The organism is Streptomyces sp. NBC_01089 (genome assembly GCF_045162975.1).
Classification (GTDB): Bacteria; Actinomycetota; Actinomycetes; order Streptomycetales; family Streptomycetaceae; genus Streptomyces.
Map to the genome: position 1 here is coordinate 3,479,542 of NZ_CP108660.1, position 20,215 is coordinate 3,499,756.

Annotated in this window: 19 protein-coding genes and 1 pseudogene; 5 read left to right on the forward strand and 15 right to left on the reverse strand. The window is 66.8% G+C overall.

Translation table 11 applies throughout. The annotated features are described in order from the left end of the window. Positions 1–7: 7 nt before the first annotated feature. The 11 genes and pseudogenes from OG510_RS15375 to OG510_RS15425 form a co-directional block, all read right to left on the reverse strand. Positions 8–1,063, reverse strand: coding sequence for a hypothetical protein (locus tag OG510_RS15375; protein WP_406137392.1), 1,056 nt, complete (start codon positions 1,061–1,063; stop codon positions 8–10). Next, a complete protein-coding gene (locus OG510_RS15380) occupies positions 1,053–3,101 on the reverse strand; it encodes a hypothetical protein (protein ID WP_406137393.1) in 2,049 nt (682 codons plus the stop codon). Before OG510_RS15380 ends, OG510_RS15375 begins: the two co-directional genes overlap by 11 nt. A 369-nt stretch (positions 3,102–3,470) precedes the next feature. Then, positions 3,471–3,929 carry a pilus assembly protein TadG-related protein gene (locus tag OG510_RS15385; protein ID WP_406137394.1) on the reverse strand — a complete coding sequence of 153 codons (459 nt, stop codon included), beginning with the start codon at positions 3,927–3,929 and terminating at the stop codon, positions 3,471–3,473. Beyond that, a complete protein-coding gene (locus OG510_RS15390) occupies positions 3,926–4,363 on the reverse strand; it encodes a TadE/TadG family type IV pilus assembly protein (protein WP_406137395.1) in 438 nt (145 codons plus the stop codon). The genes OG510_RS15385 and OG510_RS15390 overlap by 4 nt, the downstream gene beginning before the upstream one ends. A gap of 77 nt (positions 4,364–4,440) precedes the next feature. After that, positions 4,441–4,812: a TadE family protein gene (locus tag OG510_RS15395; protein ID WP_406137396.1), complete on the reverse strand. Its 372-nt coding sequence runs from the start codon at positions 4,810–4,812 to the stop codon at positions 4,441–4,443. 189 nt (positions 4,813–5,001) lie between these two features. Further along, positions 5,002–5,247: a hypothetical protein gene (locus OG510_RS15400; protein WP_164259321.1), complete on the reverse strand. Its 246-nt coding sequence runs from the start codon at positions 5,245–5,247 to the stop codon at positions 5,002–5,004. Positions 5,248–5,282: 35 nt separating this feature from the next. Next, positions 5,283–6,212 carry a type II secretion system F family protein gene (locus tag OG510_RS15405; RefSeq protein ID WP_406137398.1) on the reverse strand — a complete coding sequence of 310 codons (930 nt, stop codon included), beginning with the start codon at positions 6,210–6,212 and terminating at the stop codon, positions 5,283–5,285. 239 nt (positions 6,213–6,451) lie between these two features. Beyond that, a pseudogene (locus OG510_RS15410) lies at positions 6,452–7,408 on the reverse strand (type II secretion system F family protein); the annotation flags it as partial. Positions 7,409–7,418: 10 nt separating this feature from the next. Continuing rightward, complete coding sequence (locus tag OG510_RS15415) at positions 7,419–8,729, reverse strand: CpaF family protein (protein WP_164259316.1); 1,311 nt, start codon at positions 8,727–8,729, stop codon at positions 7,419–7,421. Then, positions 8,726–9,556: a hypothetical protein gene (locus OG510_RS15420; RefSeq protein ID WP_164259314.1), complete on the reverse strand. Its 831-nt coding sequence runs from the start codon at positions 9,554–9,556 to the stop codon at positions 8,726–8,728. Before OG510_RS15420 ends, OG510_RS15415 begins: the two co-directional genes overlap by 4 nt. Positions 9,557–9,595: 39 nt before the next feature. Then, positions 9,596–10,342, reverse strand: a complete 747-nt coding sequence (locus OG510_RS15425; RefSeq protein WP_406137400.1) for a hypothetical protein — start codon at positions 10,340–10,342, stop codon at positions 9,596–9,598. A 774-nt stretch (positions 10,343–11,116) separates the two neighbouring features. Between OG510_RS15425 and OG510_RS15430 the strand changes: the two genes are divergently transcribed. The 5 genes from OG510_RS15430 (at position 11,117) to OG510_RS15450 (ending at position 16,016) form a co-directional block, all read left to right on the forward strand. Continuing rightward, complete coding sequence (locus OG510_RS15430; RefSeq protein ID WP_406137401.1) at positions 11,117–11,779, forward strand: hypothetical protein; 663 nt, start codon at positions 11,117–11,119, stop codon at positions 11,777–11,779. Further along, on the forward strand, positions 11,767–12,804 hold the full coding sequence (locus OG510_RS15435) for a hypothetical protein (RefSeq protein ID WP_406137403.1): 1,038 nt from the start codon (positions 11,767–11,769) through the stop codon (positions 12,802–12,804). The genes OG510_RS15430 and OG510_RS15435 overlap by 13 nt, the downstream gene beginning before the upstream one ends. A 243-nt stretch (positions 12,805–13,047) precedes the next feature. Further along, positions 13,048–13,575, forward strand: coding sequence for a hypothetical protein (locus tag OG510_RS15440; RefSeq protein ID WP_406137405.1), 528 nt, complete (start codon positions 13,048–13,050; stop codon positions 13,573–13,575). A gap of 166 nt (positions 13,576–13,741) precedes the next feature. After that, complete coding sequence (locus OG510_RS15445) at positions 13,742–14,437, forward strand: hypothetical protein (RefSeq protein ID WP_406137407.1); 696 nt, start codon at positions 13,742–13,744, stop codon at positions 14,435–14,437. 148 nt (positions 14,438–14,585) lie between these two features. After that, complete coding sequence (locus OG510_RS15450) at positions 14,586–16,016, forward strand: PE-PGRS family protein (protein ID WP_406137408.1); 1,431 nt, start codon at positions 14,586–14,588, stop codon at positions 16,014–16,016. Between the two features lie 250 nt (positions 16,017–16,266). Here the strand turns inward: OG510_RS15450 and OG510_RS15455 are convergent, their stop codons facing one another. The 4 genes from OG510_RS15455 to OG510_RS15470 form a co-directional block, all read right to left on the reverse strand. Further along, the gene (locus OG510_RS15455; protein ID WP_406137409.1) at positions 16,267–16,800 is read right to left on the reverse strand and encodes a hypothetical protein; all 534 of its coding nucleotides are present in this window, start codon (positions 16,798–16,800) and stop codon (positions 16,267–16,269) included. 104 nt (positions 16,801–16,904) lie between these two features. Next, positions 16,905–17,477: a hypothetical protein gene (locus tag OG510_RS15460; RefSeq protein ID WP_406137411.1), complete on the reverse strand. Its 573-nt coding sequence runs from the start codon at positions 17,475–17,477 to the stop codon at positions 16,905–16,907. A gap of 9 nt (positions 17,478–17,486) precedes the next feature. Continuing rightward, positions 17,487–18,956 (reverse strand): PE-PGRS family protein, encoded by a 1,470-nt coding sequence (locus tag OG510_RS15465; protein ID WP_406137412.1) that lies wholly within the window; start codon positions 18,954–18,956, stop codon positions 17,487–17,489. Positions 18,957–19,362: 406 nt separating this feature from the next. After that, positions 19,363–20,196 carry a hypothetical protein gene (locus OG510_RS15470; RefSeq protein ID WP_406137414.1) on the reverse strand — a complete coding sequence of 278 codons (834 nt, stop codon included), beginning with the start codon at positions 20,194–20,196 and terminating at the stop codon, positions 19,363–19,365. Between the last annotated feature and the right edge of the window lie 19 nt (positions 20,197–20,215).

Here is a 20,215-nt window from a genome sequence, read left to right on the forward strand (position 1 = left end):
CCGTCCGTTACTCGGAATCGGCCCGGAGCGCGAGCGCGAGCAGCGGGGAGTCAGGTGAGGGAACCGCCGAGCCGATGGCCAATACCCGGTTGCCGCTCTGTACGACGAACCAGGGAAGGACACAGGGGGTGTTGACGGCGGGGTACTGCTTTCCGGGCGCACAAGATGCGGGGCCCGCCTTCTGCGCGGTCCCGCCGGCCAGGACGGTGAGGGAGCCGGAAGGTGCCACATGCACCAGGGCACCGGCCTCGGTGTTCCCCACCGCGGAGCCCGGGTTCGGGCCCAGTTGCGCATAGAACCCACCACCGCGTGCCGGATTCATACTGAACGCCGTGAGCGACGAGAGCGGCCCGGATCCGGGGACTCGGCCGTGCAGGGCCAAGGTCCGTGGCTTCTGTCCTGGTTCGAGTACAAGCAGGTTCGTGATCGCGCCTGTCTGCACATAGACGGTTCCATGGGCGTCGACCGAGCCGGTGTAAGCAACCGGGTCCTTGGCCTTGGGAAGGGAATGGAGCTTCGTCGCGCGACCGTCCTTCAGAGACCAGACGGCGTCCTGGTCCACGATGACGGCAGACCCGTCCGGACGGGCCCCGACCGGAACCGGTCGGCGAAAACGGTGCGCCGTTGGCAGGGCTTCGGCCCCGCCGTGCTGGTCGACCTGGATGAGGCCCCCGGCCCGGCCGATCAGGAGGCCGCCGTCCGGCGCGGTGTTCATCCCGGTGACCTCCTTGTCCTCGAGGTCGACCCGCGCGAAACGACTGACCGTCCCGCCCGGTGTCATACGCAGTACGTCGACCGGCGAACCCCCGACAGTGTTCATCGCGTAGACGTCCCCGGAGCGGTCGCCGGCCACGAAGCTGCTGCTGGCGCCACTGGCTGCGTGGCCGACGTCGTATTTCGTATTGAGCTTGGCCAGGGAGAAAGGAGCCACCTTGCCGGGCTTCGGCTCGGGGATACCGGGATTGTGGTGCCCTCCGCCGCCCGAGCACCCGGCGACGGACAGCGCGAGCGCGGCGGACAGGACGAGAGCGGGGACGGCCCGCGAGCGCGCGTTACTTGCCATCGGGTGACTTCTCCGAGTGGTCGAATCCAACTTCAAAGCTGTGCAGGTAAGGGTGTCCGCGGACCTGCCTGGTCCACCAGCCCTGGAACTCCTTCTGATTCATGGCAGCTGGTGAGACGGTCCCTGTCTGTGCGTCGTACCAGGAAGAATCACCCTCTGTCGGGACGGGCAGCTTCCCCGCGCGAATCAGTCCTTCGGCGATCGACGGGGCGAACGAGTCGTACTGCTGTTCCGCCTCCTCCTTACCCAGGGCCTCTTGCTTGTCAGCGTTGTCCAAGGAGAAGGGGTCGGTCTGCGGCGCGACGATGGTCCTCCCCACAAGTGCCAGGTTCTGTGAGTACTTGAGACCCTTTTCCGCCACCTTCGCGACGCCTACAGCTTCCTTCGGGCCGGGGATGAAGCCGAACAAGGTACCTGCGGTGTTCAGGACGGCGAGATTGAACTTGTGCTTCTCATCGACTTGCTGCGCCTCGGTGTACTTGATTCCGACCTTGGCGTTGGTGAACATCCCCGCCGTATTTCCGAGCGCCGTGAGCGTGTCGTCGGGGTGTTCGCCGCTGATGGCTGCCGCCACCTGCTGATGCAGCGTGACGTCGAACATGGCGGCCGCGCCCGGGTTGCCCTTGGCGAAGAGCTGCATGACCTTGACCATGTCCTTCTTGTTCGCCACCTGAACGTGATGGACGGCGTCGTAGCCGAGCGCTTGGTCGTTCTGCAGGCCGGACCCGCCGATCTGATCGGCCCAGGTGGCTGTGATCCCGGCCAGCGCCACTGCGGTGCCCTTGGGATACGCCGCGTACTCGTCCTTCTCGAAGCCGTTCCGGCCGTCGAAGATGTCCTTCTGGTCCTTGGCCGCCGCGAAGACGTTGGCCGCCGCCCATCCGGACTGGTCCATGTGAGCGGGGCTGCGATCGGTGGAAGCGAGCGTGAGAACGCGGCGCGGGCCGTCGGAGTCGTCCCGCGGAGGGTCACCCGGCGTCTGCCACTTGAAATCGACCAGGTCCTTCGCGTACCGCTTGCTGGCGTCGTTGTCGTGGCCCAGCAGGTCACGCGATGCGTCCGGGCTCTCACCGATACGGGAGATGACCGCGAGCACCGGGTCATTGGCCCGGATCCCGTCCACGATCTGATTGTTGTCGTCGGCGCCCTTGGAGAGGTAGTCGGGGTCAAGACCGATGGAGTGGTACCAGCCGCCGTCGTCCTTGCCGACGTAGCCTCCGGCGGAGTACGGAGGGCTGGCCGAGGCGTAGCCGGGCCGCATGGCCTTCTGTTTGTCACGCCAGTCCAGCATGGCGCCACCGACCTGGGACAGCACCTTCGGGTCCCATTGATCGCCCTTGGGGCCGTACTTGAACAGCATCCCGACGGACCACATGTCTCCGCCGGGCGGGTCGCTGAGCGCCTTCGCGTAGTCAGGGTTCGGCGGGATCTTTCCGCTCTTCTGGAGGGCGAAGATCCGGTTGATGCCCGTGGCGTACTGCCCGATCACCTTGGTCGAGTCGTCGCTGAGCACCTTCCCGCCGTGGGTGCCGTCCTCCTGGTGAAACGCGCTGCCGACGCGGGCCGCATCCGCGATGCCGCCCGCCGCTGCGAAGGCGGTGAGGTAGGCGGGGTCGTCCTGGTGGTCGGCAAGGGACTGAGCGATGGCCTTGATGTCGTCACGGGAACCGTCGGCCTTGGGGTCGTCGAGTGCCTTCTTGAGGGTCTGGGCCTCCTCCTTGGCCTCCTTGGCGCTCTCCTTCCGCACGCCCGCCATGTCCCACGGGATGTCGAGAACGTTCCCGTCCGGAGTGCACATCCCGATGCCGCCGTGCTCCTCCAGATTGCGGGCCAGGTCTGCCCGCTTGGACATGTCGCGGCCGTCGTCACCGACGGCGTGGAGCTGCTGGGCGATGAGCGACAGGTCAAGGCTGCCGTCCCATTCCTTGAAGTTCTTCCGGATGGTCGCGCCGTGCTTGGAGAGCGCCGACTCCAGGTCCTTGAGGCGGTCGGCGAGTTTGCGTATCCGCGCCGGATCGACGCCCACATAGTCGTTCATCGATGAATCCCCCGTGCCCGATGGTGTCCGTTCGTGTGGCTTTCAAGCCATGTACCCGTCACGTCAAGCTAACAGGGCCGGGAACCGGGTACCCGACATCCATGGCTTCTCTCCTCAGTCAGCACAGCGGGTTCAGCGGTTGACCGACTGGATCTCCTGCACAATGACGTCTTTCGTGTCCCCGTAGGTTCCATCAGGTTCCATCGGGCAGTCTGTCGCCCTCGCCCGTGCGGAGGCCCATCCGGCGAGCAGCGACTGCCCGCTCGACGCGGACCAGCCGATCGGCACCCTGTCGCGGAGAGCCCTGTGCCAGGCAGCGAGGCGGTCACCGAGACCGGCTTGAAGCGGGCCTTGCGGAGCGGATCGCCGTCAGCCCGTGACCGACTCGGCGACCGAGGAGCCGTGGACGGTGATCGAGTGGCTGTAGAACAGGCCCGTCAGCACCGGCTGGTACGTCAGCTGCACCGTCACCTCGACCCGCCGCGTGTTGGCCGCCGTGCAGTGCGACGCTCCGATGTCCTGGCCGGACATCCCCATCTCGACCGCGAAGGCGTGCACCCGGGCGTTGCAGTTCTGGTAGTTGATGGGCGCGGGCCCGCCCTGGTTGCCGTACAGGGACTCCCGGTCTATGTCCTGCGCCGCGTACCGTGCGGCCTGCTCGGCGATGTCCGCGGCCCGTTCCCGCTGTGAGATGGACAGACCGCCGTCCACCACGAACGCGGCCAGCGCCAGGAACAGGAACGCGAAGATGATGACCGCAGCGGCGCCCGATCCCCGGTCGTCCAGCCGGGACCTGCGGGATTCGATCCATCCGGTGAGCGCGTTCACTGCGTCCTCCGGTACGGGTCGATCGGCGAGGTCGAGTGCCCGCTCAGAGTGGTGGGGATGTCCAGGCCGAGCATGGCGAGACCCCGGATCTGGCAGCTCACGTCGACGGTGAAGAAGCCGCCCCTGACGAACCCCTTGGCCGTGACGGACACCGGGCCGGAACAGACGTCGGTCAGATCCGCCTCGGCGGCCCTCCGGGCCTCGGCCATCGCGACACCGCCGTCCTTCTGGATCGAGCCCGCGCGGGCGGCGTCACGCGCGGCGCTGTCCACCGCCCCGCGTCCCTCGACCAGTTGTCCGAAGCCGACCAGGACGAGAATGAAGAGGATCATGATGGGGGCGAGGATGACCACTTCGATGGTGGACAGGCCACGGTCGGCCCTCGCGCCCGCGCGGCCGAGCCGCGTTCGTACAGCCCCCGTCCCACGCCTCACACCCGCACCCGCACCCGCACCCACACGGGTAAACGCACCCGCGAACACCCTGCACCCCGCCACCCGTTGGCCTCTCATCAGTCCCGCACGAACCGCTCGACCGGCCCCCGCGACTGCGCGTGCACCGTGAGGCCCAGGCCGGGGAAGACATTCGGGACCTTGGCGGTGATCTCCACGCCGACCGTGTCCTGGTCCGGCTGGAGCATCGTCACGTTCGGGCCCAGCACCAGCTTCGAGCCGAGCTGCTGGATATAGCTCTGTACGACGTCACCCGCGTCGCCCCGCCAGCCCCCGGGGTTCTCGTCCGCCTCGGCACGCGCCTTCCGCGCACCCGCCTGCGCGGCCGCCTGCGCCACATGGTCGGCGAAGAAGTACAGCGCGAACTGCACCGTCGCGAAGATCATGAAGAACAGGACCGGGGTCAGGAAGACGAACTCGATCGCGGTCATGCCGGAGTCACCGCGGGCGGAGGCTGCCTCCACCCTGCGGCGTACGAACGCTCTGATCCTCTGACGCACCAGCACCGACTCAGTGACTCGACTCGATCGATCGGACTCGAAATAGCCCGGAATGGCTCGGAATTGACCGGAAGGGGACAGTCAGCCCGACGGAAGGTCCCCGTGGGCCAGGCACACCCCTCAGCAGGTGCCGCTCGCGCTGGCTCCCTTGATGCAGTTGCCGACCTTGTTGGCGCCGTCACTCAGCGCGGAGTTGATGATCGCGGCGACCACACCGACGATCGCCACGACGACCGCCGAGATGATGACCCACTCCACGGCGGACGCGCCGCGGTCGGTGTCCTCGGAGCGGGCGCGCTCGACGCGTGCCTGCAGAAACGTGATCAGGAAGTCGACAGTCGGGTGACTGAAGCGGCGTCCGAACATGGGATGAAATCCTCTCAAGAGAAGGGGAAGCGGGATCAGACCTGGAAGACGCGCATCGCGGCCGGGTAGATGAGGAAGACCAGGAACCCGGCACAGAGGAGCAGCTGGGCGACAAGCATCGACTGCGACTTCTCACCCGCCGCCCCCTCGATCTCGGCCATTTCGCGGTGGCGCATCGTCTCGGCCCTCGAGGCCAGCGACTCTCGTACCTTCGCCCCGTCATCGGCGACGAGCGCCAGCGACGACGACAAGTCCTTCAGTTCCTCAATACCCAGATCCTCGCCGAGCCTGCCGAGCGCGAGCCACTGGCTGGTGCCGGTGATCCGGGCGTCGGCGAGTGCGTTACGGATCCGGCGCAGCGCCCAGCCGTCGCTCACCTCGGCGGCGGCCATCAGCGCCTCGGGCAGACCGCGCCCGCCCGCCAGGTTCATCGAGACGAGGTCCAGATACGCCCCGATGACGCGGCGCAGGTCCTTGCGCTTGTCCGCCGCGTCGCGGCGCACTTCCAGATCCGGCAGGAAGAAGAAGAGCAGACCGCAGACCAGCGCGAGCCAGACCGGGATGATCGGGCTCTTGCTGAAGCCGATCACCACGACGATGGCGAAGAGCATCGGCCCGAAGATCAGGCCGACCACACCGAGCAGCACCTTGGTCGCCAGGAACCCTTCCCAGCCGCGGTCGAGCACCGCCAGGTCGGAGCGGAGCGAGCGCTGCTCCCAGCCCTGCTGGAGGTAGAGATCGGCGATCCGCACCCCCACCCGGGCCCGCAGCGAGCCGAGCCGGCCGTCGTGGGACTCGTGCTCGCCCGGCCGCTCGTACCCGGAACCGGCCGCCCGCAGCGCGTCGATGCGCTGCACCTGCGAGACCGCGGAGCGCTTCGTGCGCGACAGGGCCCGTACGAGGACGAAGACGCCGAGGCCGAGTACGGCACCGATCAGTACCGGTGCGGTGAGAATGTCGATCATCGCGGCGCCCCCTGGCCATGGTTGAACGGCGAGCCCTGCGGAGGCTGCTGCTGGCCACCGGGCTGCTGGCCACCGGAGTACTGGCCACCGGGCTGCTGACCGCCGGAATACTGCCCACCGGGCTGCTGGCCACCGGAGTGCTGGCCTCCCGCGTACGGACCACCGCCCTGCTGGCCGGCCGGCGCCTGCTGCTGGCCGACGGGCGTCTGCTGGTGGCCGACCGATGCCTGCTGGTGGCCGACCGGCGCCTGCTGCCCGCCCTGCCCGCCCTGCTGCTTGCCCGCGTCCGGGCGTACGAACCGGACCTCGGGCTCGGCACGTACCAGGAACCGCTCGGGCGTCTCGATCACCGACAGCTTCCGCAGCCACCAGAAGCCGAGCGCGAACAGACCGCACACCCCGGCCAGCACCAGCTGGCCCATCGGCGAACCGTACGGCGAGACGAAGTCCCGGTTGAACACGGCGAGTCCGAGCACGAACGCCACCGAGACCACGACCACGATCTGCACACTGCGCCGGGTCGACGAGCGCTGCGCCATCACCCGGTGCCGCATGTCGATCTCCTCGCGCGCCGACTTCGACAGCGCGCCGAGCACCTGGCGCAGGCCGGGGCCGCGCAGCTTGGCGTTGAGGATGAGCGCGGCCACGATGATGTCGGCGGACGCGTCGTTGATCTCGTCGGCGAGGTACTGGAGGGCCTCCGGCAGCGGCATCCGGGCGCGGAGCCGGTCGACCAGCGAGTCGAGGTGCGGGCGCAGGGCGGGGGCCGCGGCACGTGCGGAGGCCGGGATGGCCTGTTCGAGGCCGACCGCGCCCGCGATGGTGTCACGGAGCGACTCGGTCCAGCCGGCGAGCGCCTCCACCCGGCGCATGGCGGCCTTCTCCTGGGCGGCGCCGCCGAAGAGACGGTCCCAGAAGAAGACGAGCAGCCCGGCGGCGACACCGGCCACGGTCCAGCGGGTCAGCAGCAGCACGACGAGTCCGACGCCGACGGCGATGGAGCCCCGCCGGCCGATGAACTGGACGAGTTCGCGGGCGCGTTCGCCGCGCTCGGCCTGTACATGGCCGGGCTTGGGCTCGAAGCCGCGGATCGCGAGGATCAGCAGCGCGAGACCGCCGCCCGCCGCGATCCCGCACCCCAGTGCGTACAGCAGCTGCGGATCGAAGAACCCGCCCAACGAGGAGATGCCATTCATACGGTCTCCTTCACCCCCAGGCCCCTGAGGGGCGGTAGCCGTGTACGGCGAGGTCGTCGAGGCACGCCACGGGGGCGTGCGGCAGAACCCGCCCGTCGGGCGTCTCGGCGAAGACCTCACTGGAGAGGACGCGGCCGTCGACGCCGTTGACCTCGCGGACCGAGGTGACGGCACGCTGCAGGCGACCGCCGCTCTCGAAGTTGTTGCGGCGCTGTACGAAGACGACGAAGTTGACGGCTCCCGCGATGAGCATCTGGCTGGCCTCGATGGGCAGTCGCTCGTTGGCCTGGAGCGCGTAGGTGGAAATACGGTTGAAGACTTCGCTGGAGCTGTTGGCGTGGATCGTGGAGAGCGAGCCGTCGTTGCCCTGCGACATCGCGTTGAGCATGGTGACGATCTCGTCGCCGAGCACCTCACCGACGATGACGCGCGAGGGGTTCATACGGAGCGACCTGCGCACCAGCTCGCCCATCGAGATCTGGCCGAGGCCCTCGGAGTTGGGCAGCCGCTCCTCGAACGCCACGACGTTGGGGTGCAGTTCGGGGAACTGGTCGAGCCCGAGCTCCAGCGCGCGCTCCACCGTGACGAGCCGCTCGACCGGCGGGATCTCGTTGGCGAGGGCCCGCAGGAGCGTGGTCTTGCCGGCGTTGGTGGCGCCCGCGATCATGATGTTCTTACGGGCGCGGACCGCGCAGGCGAGGAAGTGGGCCAGTTCGGGGGTGAGCGTGCCGTTGCCGACGAGGTCCGCCATGAAGACCTTGCCCATCCGGGCGCGACGGATGGAGAGGGCGGGCCTGCGGGCGACCTCCATCACGGCGGAGAGTCGTGAGCCGTCGGGGAGCCGCAGGTCGAGCTGGGGATTGGCGGAGTCGAAGGGGCGGGAGGAGAGCCCCGAGTAGGCGCCGAGCACCTGGATGAGTTCGACGAGTTCCTCGTCGGTGTCGGCCACCGGGTCGACGCGGGCCTCGCGCCCGTCGGCGTATCCGACGAAGACCTGGTCGCAGCCGTTGATGTCGATGTTCTCAACCTCGGGGTCGTCGAGCAGCGGCTGGAGGCGCCCGACTCCGAAGAGCGCCGCGTGCACGGCCGCCGCGTACTGCTCCTCGGTCTCCGCGTCGAAGGGGGTACGCCCGGCGTTGATCTCCGCGCGCGCGTACTCCTCGAGTATCTGGGCGATGACGGCGCGCGCGTACTGCCGCTCGTCCTCCCCCGACATCGGCGGTGTGTTGCTGACCTGATCGATACGGCGCTGCTCAGCGATCCGGTCGCCGGCCTCCTGCCGGTACCGCTTGACCAGGCTGTGGTCGACGACGTCGCTCATCGACCGGCCCCGGCGCCCGGCTGCGACCAGGCCGCGCCGAACTGCTGGTGGACGTCGGCGGCGACCTTGCGGGCGCTGCGGATCAGCAGCGACTTGTCGAGCCGGCCGCGGCCGCGCCCGGAGAGCAGCGCCGCGCCCGATGTGTCGTGCGCGAGGGTGCCGATGACGCGGGCACCGGTCTGCGCGGCGACGAGCATGTCGTTGACCTGGTGGGCGATCTTGCCGGACGCGCTCGACTCGACGACAAGGAGGACCCCGATGAGCGGGGTCGCGAGCTGCGACATCCCGCGCTGCCCGCCGCCGTGGAGCTGGGCGGCGAGTGCGGCGGCCCGGTCCCGTACGCGGGCGATGTGCTCCGGTTCCGTACGGGCGACGAGCAGGACGAGACTGGCGTGCGGCAGCAGGTCGATCGCGGGCGAACCCCCGGCGATCCGGCCGCAGTCGGCTATCACGTCGGCGGGCGCGTGCGGTGAGTCGCCGAGGGTGGAGAAGGCGTGTCCGAGGGTGGGCCAGACACCGGCGAGCCCGGCGGCCTGCTCGGCCGAGCCGATCCCGACGAGGAGTTCGAGGCCGCCGGCCATGGGCTGGGCGTGGTCCCAGAGCTGATCGGCGGCGAGCCCGCGGCGGGCGGCCGCGGCGATGGAGAGCAGACCGGTGTTCGGGTTGAGCGGCCCGCCGTTGGACGCGGTGGTGCGGTAGACGAGGTCCCCGCCGGCCGGGTCGGCTTCGGCGAGCAGCGCCCGCCGGGGCCAGACGGCGGCGAGAGCGAGGGCGGCCGTGGTGACTCCGGGCGAACCCTTGTCTGCGGCGAGGGCGATGAGCGCCATGTTTTCTGCGTTCCTCTGCGTTCCTCTGGGGTCCGTCGGTCAGCCGTTGTGGGAGGGCACCGCGACGATGGCGGCTTCCCCCGCGGATGCGGCCTGCGAGAGGGCTGCGGCCTCGTCGGCGTCGACCAGGACGGTGACGGCGAGATTGCCGCTGCTGATGGTGGAGGCGTTGGGCGTGGCGGCGTGGCTGACGGTGGCCCGCGCGACGATGACGCTGCCGCCGGACGAACCGGACGAGCCCGAAGTGCCGGACTGACTGCCGCTGCTGGAGCTCGAGCCGCTGGAGCCGCTGCGGTCGCCCACCCGGTAGATGGCGACGGTGTCGCCGTCCTTGATACCGACGGGGTACTGACCGTCCTTGAGGGAGAGTCCGACGACGGCCTTGCCCGCGGGGGTGCCCTTCTCACCGGTGAACATCTCGCCCACGAGGAGAGACCCGGAGTAGAGGGCGCTCTTGGCGGTGAGGGTCTTCTCGACCGTGCCGAGCTGGTCCCACTTGATGTAGTGGATCGAGTCGTCGTCGGCGACCATCACGGACGTGACGTCGCTGGTCGTGATCGGCGCACCGGCCTCGACGTCGTGCGTCAGCTTGGCGACCTCGACCCGGTCGCCCGCGCGCAGCACCAGCACGGTGGCTCCCAGCGCACCGACGAGGATCAGCAGAACGGCGAGCGCGGCAAGAGCGGGTTTGCGTTCACGGGCGACCGTGGGAAGCCGCTCTCCGGCCGACTGGGCGGGTGAGGGAACCCTGTGGTTGCCTGCACCCGTGCGCTCCTGGACCTTCACGCCGCTTCTCCCCGAATGTTTCTCTGCGACTGTTGCGTCTGGATCTCTACGACGACATGGACGACTTAAGCGAGTCGGCTTCGCCGCCATTTATCCGGTTCCGATCCCCAGGCCACCGGAGGCTGTCAAGTCATCGCACCGTAGCAGCAGCACATAAGCGCCTCAAGACGAGATAAGGATCGCGAACTTCACGCGCTTCGCCAGGATCGGTCCAAACCGGTCAGAAACGGCTCGCCTCTCGGGCGGGCCAAAGTTTCACGAGATTTCCCCTTCGGGGCTGGGGGGCCGGGGGGTGGCGGTTGCATCCGCCAAGCTTTCGAGGGACACGCCGGATCGAGCCCCTCCAGACCGCGAAGAGGCCCCACGTGATGGGTGCGACAGCAAACCGGGGGTGGTTACGGATGTGTGCACGGCCATCACATTCGGGGCCGGGGAGGGCGATGAAGCCGGGCCGACATCTTCCGCTGGGGGCGGCGGTTCGGCCGGGGGCCCAGCAGGGTGGCGACCGGGGATCCAGGGGGTGGCGACCGGGGCCGAAGCCCGATGCCCGCAGACCTCAGAGCCCCCGCACACGCCCACAGCCCTCCACGGCCCTCGCAGCCCCGGAAACCTCCCATGCCACCGAGATCTCACGAATCCCCGCACGGTTGGACGATTAACACCGGAACACCCCAACTATCCCGGCGATGTGGCGAATTCGCTCTGGTGAAACCAAGGGCCGCCCGGCTAGCGTCGACGACCGCAAGCCCACACCCACCCGACCGGGAGTCGCCCGTGAACCGCCGCACTCTGCCCGCTGCCGCCGCCCTAATGACGGCGGCGGCCCTTCTGCTGACCGCGTGCGGCGGAGGTGACGACAACAAGTCGAAGAAGCCGGACAAGATCGCCGGGGCCGACGACGGAACATCCAAGTCGGCTTCGCCCAGCGCGTCGGCATCGGCTTCTGCGTCTCCCGGACGGCCGGAGATCGAACTTCCGGCAGACATCAAGAACACCTTCGACTGGCCAAAGACTGGCGACAAGGACAAGGATGCCGTCCTGTCCGACAGCAAAGAGTTCATCAGGTCCAGAGACATGGCCATTGCGAAGCAGGATCCCCTCAATGAGGCATACCGCTTCTACACGGAGGGGGAAATGTCCGCGTCGACCCAGGAGTACGTACAGGATTACGTCAAGCACAAGGCCAGAACCACTGGTTCGTACCGCTACTACGAGGACAATGTAGTAATCGGCGGCCGAGGATCTGCCACTCTTTCCTATTGCCAGGATCAAGGCAAGGGGTTCGACATGGACATCAAAACCGGGAAAGTCAACAAGACGCCCGTAAGTAGCGACAGTTACGTGCTCTACAACGCAGCACTCCACAAGAATGCCAAGGGTATCTGGGTTACCACCAAGCTCTACTCCCAGAGGGGTAGCTCCAAGTGCCAGCCCTGAGCCGGAGACACACGGCCGTCCTCACTGCGCTCGTCGCCGGAGCGGTGTTGTGGACGAGCAGCCCCGCATCCGCCAATAACGGATACGGCGGAGGTGGTGCCCAGGACAGCTCGCCAGACAAGGACTCCTCCGCCAACTCCGATGGGCAGAATCTCGGCGTAGCAGTCAAGATCAACACTGACAACAACGCCAAGGGGCCATCCGCTGGACCATTGGCACCAGTCAGTAATTGGAAGCCGCCGGCCTGCTGGTACGCACCTACGTACTCACCTGCCCAGTTCAAGAAAATCGAGGAACATACCTGGTCACTCGAGTCCACTGGATATCAGTGGGACGCCGAACAACGGAGCAAGTACGCCGACGGGAAGCCATATAAGGACTTCAACAAGGCCAAAGCGGGCAAAGGCTTCTGGTGGACTTCCGACGTCAACCGCAGCTTCCCTCCAGGATGGGACTCCTGCAACAAGGAGACCTTCTGGGTGGACACCGGCAAGACGCCTCCCGTAGCGGCGGGTCAGGCAGCAGCAACGCCTGAGGACCTCGCCCATATTGCCTACGGGTTCGTCCATGTCCCGGACACCAAGGTCACCCTGGCACCGAGCGGTGCGACGAAGGTCAACCTCCCAACCTGGGCGTGGCTCAACAAGGCAGACTTCAAACCCGTATCCGTGACGGCGACTTTGGCGAATTACCACATTTCGTCGACCGTGACGGCCACCCCTCAGTCCCTCAAGCTCGAACCAGGAACATCCGACGCCGAGATGTTTCCTTCGTCTGGCGTGTGCCCACTCGTGAACGACTCCATCGGCACGCCCTACGCCAAGGGCGACGCCAACAAGACCCCACCCTGCGGAGTCACCTACCTTCGCGCTTCAGGCAGCAACGGACCGTTCCAGCTGAAAGCCACCATTACCTGGAAGATCACATGGACGGGCACGGGCGTTCCTGGCGGCACACTTCCTGACGGCAGTTTCGGCACCACCCAGGACGTCACAGTCGACGAGATCCAGGCCATCAACCGCTGACCGCCGACAGCACCGCCCGTCAGCCCGCCCGAACCGGCTACGCCGAGATCGCGGCGGGCGGACGCGCCAACACCCCTCCACCAAGCTCTGCTTCCGGCCGCCCCGCCCACGCTGGCGGATCAGGAGCCCCAGTGGGTAGCGTCGTACGGCTGGAGCCGGTGCGACAGGGCACCACGCGCCCGGCCCGGGTGTCCGCCCCGGCACATTCCGATGTCGTCAACCGCTGAGGCAGACCCGAGAATCATGTACCTGGAAAAGTCCCCCAAGACCTGGTCGGCGATCTGTATCGCCCTCTATCTGGCCGGGATCGCCTATCTGGGCGTCGACACCATTCCAGACGAAATCGGCCTGTGGCTGGGGCTTTCGGCGCTGTTTCTCGTCGTCCTGCTGCCCTGCCTGGCCGTCCCCATCTCCAAGGCCGTCTACCAGCGCATCCGGATCGACGGGGAAATCCTCCGGGTGGGCCGCGAGCGCCTCCCCCTCTCCGAAGTGGACCCGGCATCGGTCCAGGCCGCACTGCAGGGCACCACTCCGACGCCCGTGGAGCGTTACGCGGCTTCGGCGGCCGCGATCGATGCCCCGGCACCGGGACTGCGGGCCGCCGATCGCGGTGGGCCCCGCCTTGTCGGCGGCGGCTGGGCCGTTCCGATGGGCATGGACAGCGTGACGATCTCCACCCGCCGGGGCGAATCGCTGCTGATCGCCACCCGGGACCGGACCGCATTCCTCACCGCGCTGGCCGGCGGGACAGCCGGGGCCGCCCGCTCCTGATGGACCGGGATTGCGGACCGGGCCCTACCGACTGCGGAGCCGTCGCGACCCGAGTGGTATGCCGCTCGGGCCTCCCGCGACGGTGCTCCTGACCGCCACCTCGTCGCCCGCTCCCAGCCGCTAGGGTCGGACCGTCTCGCCCGTCAGTTCGGTCCAGGAGGTAGTGGTGGCGTTCGGCAAGGGCAGAAAGGCCGAGGAGCCTGCGGTGGAGCCCGTCGAGTGGGCGACCGTCGGGAAGTTCGTCGTCGGGGTCGTCGAGCGTCCCGTGACACACAAACGGAAGAAGGCCGTCAGCGGCCCGCGCGCACTCCGTGTGCCCCAGGGCGGAGCCGACTTCCCGGTCAACGCCCCCTGCGCGTACCTGGCACGCTCCGCCCAGTTCGGTACGGAGTCCGCGGCGGGCGATCACACCCTGTACGAGGACCCGGAGAACCAGCGGCTGCTCTGCTCGGTCGACGCCCCCCAGCAGGTGGGCGAAGAGCGACACCACGTGGTGCGGGACAGCCGGGGCCAGGTGATCGGCACCCTGCGGCGTATCCCTCCGAAGAAGCCGTTCCGGCACACCTGGCGTCTCGACCAGCCCGGGCATCCGGAGATCATCGGCCGCAACGAGCTGGCCGGCGGCGATTCCGCGACGGAGCGCGTGGCACGTGTGGCCATCAAGGCGACACTGGGACTGGTGACCTCCGTCCTCGACGGTGGTGGCGACGGCAGCGATCAGCCCATGAGGCCCCGCACCCTGGAGTGGCGGGCCGGCGACGACGTGGTGATGGTCTCCCAGGGGAGCAACGAGGTGACGGTGGAGGCGGACTGGATCGACCGGCGACTGGCCTTCGCATTTGCCCTCGTGGGCGACAAGTAGGCCCGGAACAGGGCAATAAGCATTCGGTCAGGAACCGTGGACGTTCCGTCGGCGTCGGATGCGGTGAGCGGCCGCGCGGATATCCTGGCTGCCCGGACATGGGCAGTTCCGGGGCGTACAGCTGAGTGTTCTGAGGGGGACAGAAGCCATGAGGATGGCCAATCCGGATGACCTTGACCATCTTGCCAAGCTCATTGACGGCAAAGGCGGCGTACAGGACAAGCTTGACGAGGCGTTCACCAGAGCCTCGAAGCTCGGTGTATCCAGTCATCTGACGACCCTCAAGCCCTTGCGCTCCTGGGCCAAGGACACCGGCCCCGATCTCCGTAAGCGCGCTTCCATCGCCCGCCTCGAAAGCGGTGATCCCGAGGCCGGGGCGCGGTGGGCCGGCTTTTCCCCCAAGGAACTGGCCAAGTACCTCAAAGAACACAACGGGAAAGGGCTCAGCCCCGACGAGATCCTGCTGGCCAACTCCGTAGCGGCGAGCGACGATCCAAAAGCCGACGCGTTCAAGAGGCAGCACGACGAATCCCTGAACGACTGGATCAGCCGCATAAAGACGCACGCCCTGGAGCAGATACCCGGGCTGTCGCCTCATGCGGCGACCATCGTCAGCATTCTCGATCTGTACGGCGACTGGAAGTCGGTCGGCGGCACCACGGCCACGGTCACGATGCAGGGCGCGGCCCTCACCAAGGTGCTGGTCGGCAACTCGCTGAAATCCGGGGTCCTCGTGCCCTGGAAGAACCGTATCGGCACGGTTCTCGCGGGCCGCAACAACAGTCTGCTGAAGTGGTCCGGCAACAAGATCATCAACTACGCGCCGAAAATCAGGTCACTCGGCGCTCCCGGCAGCTGGTTCCCCAGCAAGCTCAGCCAGTTCGCCCAGAAGATCCCCGGTACGAGGGGCATGGTGGGCGACTGGACCGGCGCGGGCTACGACGCCGCGCGTGGGCTGAACTTCATGAACTCGCCCATCTGGAAGGGCGTGACGGTCAACAAGGCCATCAACTTCCTGGTGGGTTCGGATGAGTTGGCCGCCAAGTATGGCGGTCTCACCCACGCCGGTCAGGCGGTCACGCGGGCCGGCAACGCCAACCTGCTCCGGGTCGGGGCCAACGCCTTCAAGGACGGCCGGCTCGCCAACCTCGGCCGCACCGCGTCACTGACCAAGGGCCTCGGGGCCGCCAGCAAGGTCACCGGTGCCATGCGCGGCCTGGGCATCGCGGGGAGCGCGGCTTCGACCGTGTTCAGTGCGGCGAATGTGATTGCGCAGGGAAATCCGGTCACGGCCTTCAAGAAGAAGGGCGCGGGTTACGTCGCGGATGTCGCCGAGGTGGGCTTCAACGCCTCCATGACGGCGGCCATGATCGCCCCGAACCCGATCACCATCGGCCTCGCCGTCGGAACCGGACTGATCTACGGCGGCGCCAAGGTCGTCGAGCACTGGGACGACATCAAGAAGGGCGCAGGAAAGGCTGCGGGCTGGGTCGGGGACAAGGCGAAGAAGGTCGGATCCGGCATCGCGAACGGTGCGAAGAGCCTCGCCAAACATGCGAATCCGATGAGCTGGTTCTGACGGGCGACTCGGCTTGATCGTGCACGGCCGGCGCGTGGGCCTGCGTGGCACGACGGACGGCGCGTGGCTTGCCGCGGCGCGGCACTGGCAGACGGCGTGTGCCTGAGACATGGCGCGGCGCAGCACTGGCAGATGGCGCGTGCCTGGCGAGGCGCGGCTCGGCACTGGCAGACGGCGCGTGACTGGCGTGGCGCGGCCTGGCTCAGCAAGGCGGTGAAGCTCCGCTTGCCTCCGCTGTCCGTCCGCCTCCTCAGTCCCGGCGGCGCACTCTCCCGTACAGCATGAACGCCTCCATGGCGACGAGAAGGCCCGCGCAGGTCCACACCGACCCGGTGGAGGGCCCGTCGACCGAACTGGCCAGGCGGGGGTTCAGCCACCCGGCCGGGTCCTCGACCAGGGTGACGCGCTGCCCGGGGCGGCTTTTCCTGGAGCAGCCGCTGTCGTCGCCCACGGAATAGACCGCGGACCGCGCCACGTCGGTGCTCTTCACTTCGCACGTATGGCCGTCGCCACCATGCTTGCGGTAGTAGCTGTCGACATCCGAGAGAACCGCTTCATGGCGGACTCCGCGATGTTCCATGACGTAGTCGTTCAGGGCGGGGCCGAGGAAGAGCATCAGGGCGAAGCCGAGTGCGGCAACGCACGCACCGGGTCCGGCGCCGCACATGGCCCAGGCGGTACAGAGGGCGATCATCACGAGAAGCGCCGAGAGCAGCATCGTCCATGTGCCTTGCCGCTGGGCCAGCCAGCCGCAGCCGGCAATGACGAGCGGCCCGAGCACCATGGCACCGACGGTCCCGGGCCGGCGCCTTGAGCGGGCAGACGGCTGCGTTGCAACATCAGCGTGATCTGCACCAAGGGGTCCGGTACCAATGGGTCCTGTCGCGCCTAGCACGGTGTCCCGCCGTCCCGTCGGGGCCTGAAGAGAAAGGCTGCGGGGGCTGCGAACAACGCGCCGAGTGTCGAGAGAGCTGATGTGTCGACTGTTTCCATGATGATGGCGATCGCGAGGTCCGTCGCATCGACTTCGCCTTGTACACGTCCGACCCTCATACGCCCGACCCCGGACACAAATTTGCCGTGCCCAATGGAAATTGAACGGTCGCCTCTACGAAGCTCTACCGCCTTCTTGGCGATCCTGTACGTGTAGCCACGCTCACCGTGCTTCATCTCCAACCATCTGGAACCTTTACCCACACCGTTGATCTTCAAGTTCAAGTCAACAAGGGTGCCGTCTACGCGTAGCCACCCACCGTCCAATGACGGGACACCTCCAGCTCCTCCGCTGAACAATGCGTCCGGGAACTGCGGGCCATAGAGTTCGACCTGTCTGCTCGATTCATGGCGAAGTGGCGTGACATCATGAAAAACGTCCACCTCTCCAAACCCTCCCACCCGGCCACGGTACCCATAACCACGGTCATTATCTACGGGTTCAAGCTCGAACACGAAGCCACTCACGCCACACCCCTAAAGCAGATTGAATACGTTCTCTTTGCCCGACAAGATCTTTGCCCCATGGGCAATTTTTGACACCATTCCAGGGGTCTTTTCCTTAACCCAGTCACGGGTAACGTGAGCACTTCTTTTGATATCGCCCCAATGCTCAACCACCTTGGCTCCTGACCAGACAGCACCCGTTACCGCAGTAGCACCGATCGTGTACTGATTCGGCGTGACCATGGCCCAGGTCGAGGACGCATTGAAGCCAAACTCTGCGCAATCTGCGACGTAGGAGGCTCCACGCTCCCTACTGTCGAAGTGCGCACGCGGGTCCCCCTGCTTATACACATTGACGGCACTGTAAGCCGTGGAATATACACCGCCCAACACTCCAGTTGCACGCAAGAAGCCTCCAGCCTTACCTGCTACTTTGAGCCCCTCTCCCAGTGATGCCAAACGACCACGCGAGAGGGTGCGGGCTTCTCCGTAGACATTCCCGGTAATTTTCAAGAGGCTCGCCTGAGCAGCCCTTCCCGGAATTACTCCAGAATGGGTTACCCCGCCATACATGGCCGCAAGCCGATCCGACCCCACCAGGAAGTCAATCACCTTATTTCCCGTTACACCAAAAACAATAGGCGAAACCATTGCCTGGCTTCGCCTGAAACGGTTCACTCCCGTTCCGATCTGGTCTCCAATGAAACTGCTGACGAATGGAATCCTGTTGGCATCGGTGTACGCCCTACTGCCCGAACCCAACGCACTGAGTTGACTGGGGAGCCAGCTTCCCGGGTAAGCCAATGAACGAACGGTTGGCTCCCAGAGCCGCAGTCGCCGACCCCAGCCTCCCACCTGGGATGGAACCCACGTGAAGCGCTGCGGCAGGTTCACAAGCCCTCTGGACACCCGGAGACTTGCCGACTTAATCCATCCGCGGGCAACTGAATTCCCCACCAGAGTTTTTGTGACCACATGGCTTCGATAAAGTGCGACTCCAGTATGGGAGAGCACCCCCATAACGTCGCCGACATCACCGAGAATCTCGGCAATCTCTCCCTCGTGCGGCCCGAAACCTGGGATCGAGGCCAAGGCGTGAGCCCGGATCCGGTCCACCCAGTGATCCAGGGATTCGTTCGACTTCCGCCGAAATACGTCCGCTTTGTTGGTGCCACTCAACGCCATAGCCTCGGCAAGCAGCAGGACATCAGGAGCCTTGAAAATCAGCCCTGCCTTGACGATCTCCCCGGAATTGAATCCAGCCCATTTGATCCCGGCGTCGGGGTCACCACTTTCGAGACGTGCCACAGCAGCACGCCTGCGCAGATCGGGGCCAGTTTCGTTCACCCACGGCCGCATCGGCTTGAGAGCGCTCAGATGGCTGGATACTCCAAGCCTGGCCGCGCGGGCGAAAGCCTCGTCAACTCTGTCCTTGACTCCACCGCGACCGTCCAGCAGCCGAGCGAGATGCTCCAAGTCGTCCGGATTGACAGTCCTCATGCGCTCAGCTCTCTATACCCAGAATCCTGGCCCGCTGTCGTATTCGGCAGGCATGATATGGCGCCATCATGCTGCACCAGCAGAGGTGAGTGGGATCGCATTCTGCAATGATGTCCGAGTTCCGGGCGAAATTGGCCTGAAGAGGCTTTCGCATCCACACAGGCACGAACCGTTCTGAGCTATTGGCGTCATGCGTAGCATCGCCGCACGTTTACGCTGCAATGCCCTGACCAGTTCAGGGTCTTGATCTGCCGGGCCGGCAGCCACTGGGAGCCCAGGGGATTCCCCGCCTACCCGCCGGCTTTCAGGTCTCAACCTCATTGGTCCGGCGATGGGCATGCTGAATCGGTCTTTTCGGGTGGGCGGCTTCCTGCGGCCGCCCGTGCCCACCCCTCCTACACGCTCTTCACGCCTCGTCGATCAGATCCGCCTTGTCCGGAAGCAGGTCCGCGAGCTTCTCCCAGATCTCTCCCGCGCTCGAGCGGGCCAGTACCAGCGTGCTCTCCGGGGTCACCTGGCCCGGCAGGATCGGCTCTTCCGGCTTTTCACGGATCCAGTAGCCCCGGGGGCCGCAGTCCCAGACCGCCAAGGCGCGGAGCATCGCGGAGCGTTCGCCCTCGTGCTTGCCGTCCCAGGCCGTGGTGACGCGCCACGTGGCGTTCATCGCCAGAACCAGGTTCACGAACTGCGCCAGGTCCGGGTCCTTGAGGTCGCTGTCGGCCTCCACCACCGCCTTGCGTACCAGGTCGCGTGTCGCGTCCTCGTCGACTCCGTCGCCCTCTCCCAGGGCCACGAATGCCGCGTCCAGGGCGCCCATCGACGTCTCTATCCGGTCGACGGCCGGCGTCTCGCTGTCGCCGCTGCGGAGATTGACCTTTCTGGCCAGCTCCCAGACCAGGGTGCTCGGCTCCAGCGGTACGTACTCGGACTCCTCGTCGCCCGGCCAGCCGTCATGGGAGATGACGGCGTCCTGGCCCACGATGACTCCGTGGTTGACCGGGCCGTGTTCGCCCGTGACCTCGACCGTGATCATCACCATCGGGTCGGCCAGCGCACCCAGCAAGTCCCGCATCAGCGGCGCGAGTTCACCCTCTTCGCCGACCAGGCCGATCTGCTGGAGCTCCACCAGCGACGGCCACAGCTCGTCCGGCGGGGTCTCGCCGTCCAGCAGGTGCGCGAAAACGCCGATGTGGCGGTCGGCCAGGCGCAGGCGGCCTCGGGAACTGTCGTACGAAGGCATCTTTACTCGTTCCTCCCCA

Bases quoted from the DNA above. Each gene is read 5' to 3' on its own strand.
- OG510_RS15375 (WP_406137392.1), bottom strand. From the start codon at position 1,063: ATGGCAAGTAACGCGCGCTCGCGGGCCGTCCCCGCTCTCGTCCTGTCC.
- OG510_RS15380 (WP_406137393.1), bottom strand. From the start codon at position 3,101: ATGAACGACTATGTGGGCGTCGATCCGGCGCGGATACGCAAACTCGCC.
- OG510_RS15395 (WP_406137396.1), bottom strand. From the start codon at position 4,812: ATGACCGCGATCGAGTTCGTCTTCCTGACCCCGGTCCTGTTCTTCATG.
- OG510_RS15400 (WP_164259321.1), bottom strand. From the start codon at position 5,247: ATGTTCGGACGCCGCTTCAGTCACCCGACTGTCGACTTCCTGATCACG.
- OG510_RS15405 (WP_406137398.1), bottom strand. From the start codon at position 6,212: ATGATCGACATTCTCACCGCACCGGTACTGATCGGTGCCGTACTCGGC.
- OG510_RS15415 (WP_164259316.1), bottom strand. From the start codon at position 8,729: ATGAGCGACGTCGTCGACCACAGCCTGGTCAAGCGGTACCGGCAGGAG.
- OG510_RS15420 (WP_164259314.1), bottom strand. From the start codon at position 9,556: ATGGCGCTCATCGCCCTCGCCGCAGACAAGGGTTCGCCCGGAGTCACC.
- OG510_RS15440 (WP_406137405.1), top strand. From the start codon at position 13,048: ATGTACCTGGAAAAGTCCCCCAAGACCTGGTCGGCGATCTGTATCGCC.
- OG510_RS15450 (WP_406137408.1), top strand. From the start codon at position 14,586: ATGAGGATGGCCAATCCGGATGACCTTGACCATCTTGCCAAGCTCATT.
- OG510_RS15455 (WP_406137409.1), bottom strand. From the start codon at position 16,800: ATGGTGCTCGGGCCGCTCGTCATTGCCGGCTGCGGCTGGCTGGCCCAG.
- OG510_RS15465 (WP_406137412.1), bottom strand. From the start codon at position 18,956: ATGAGGACTGTCAATCCGGACGACTTGGAGCATCTCGCTCGGCTGCTG.
- OG510_RS15470 (WP_406137414.1), bottom strand. From the start codon at position 20,196: ATGCCTTCGTACGACAGTTCCCGAGGCCGCCTGCGCCTGGCCGACCGC.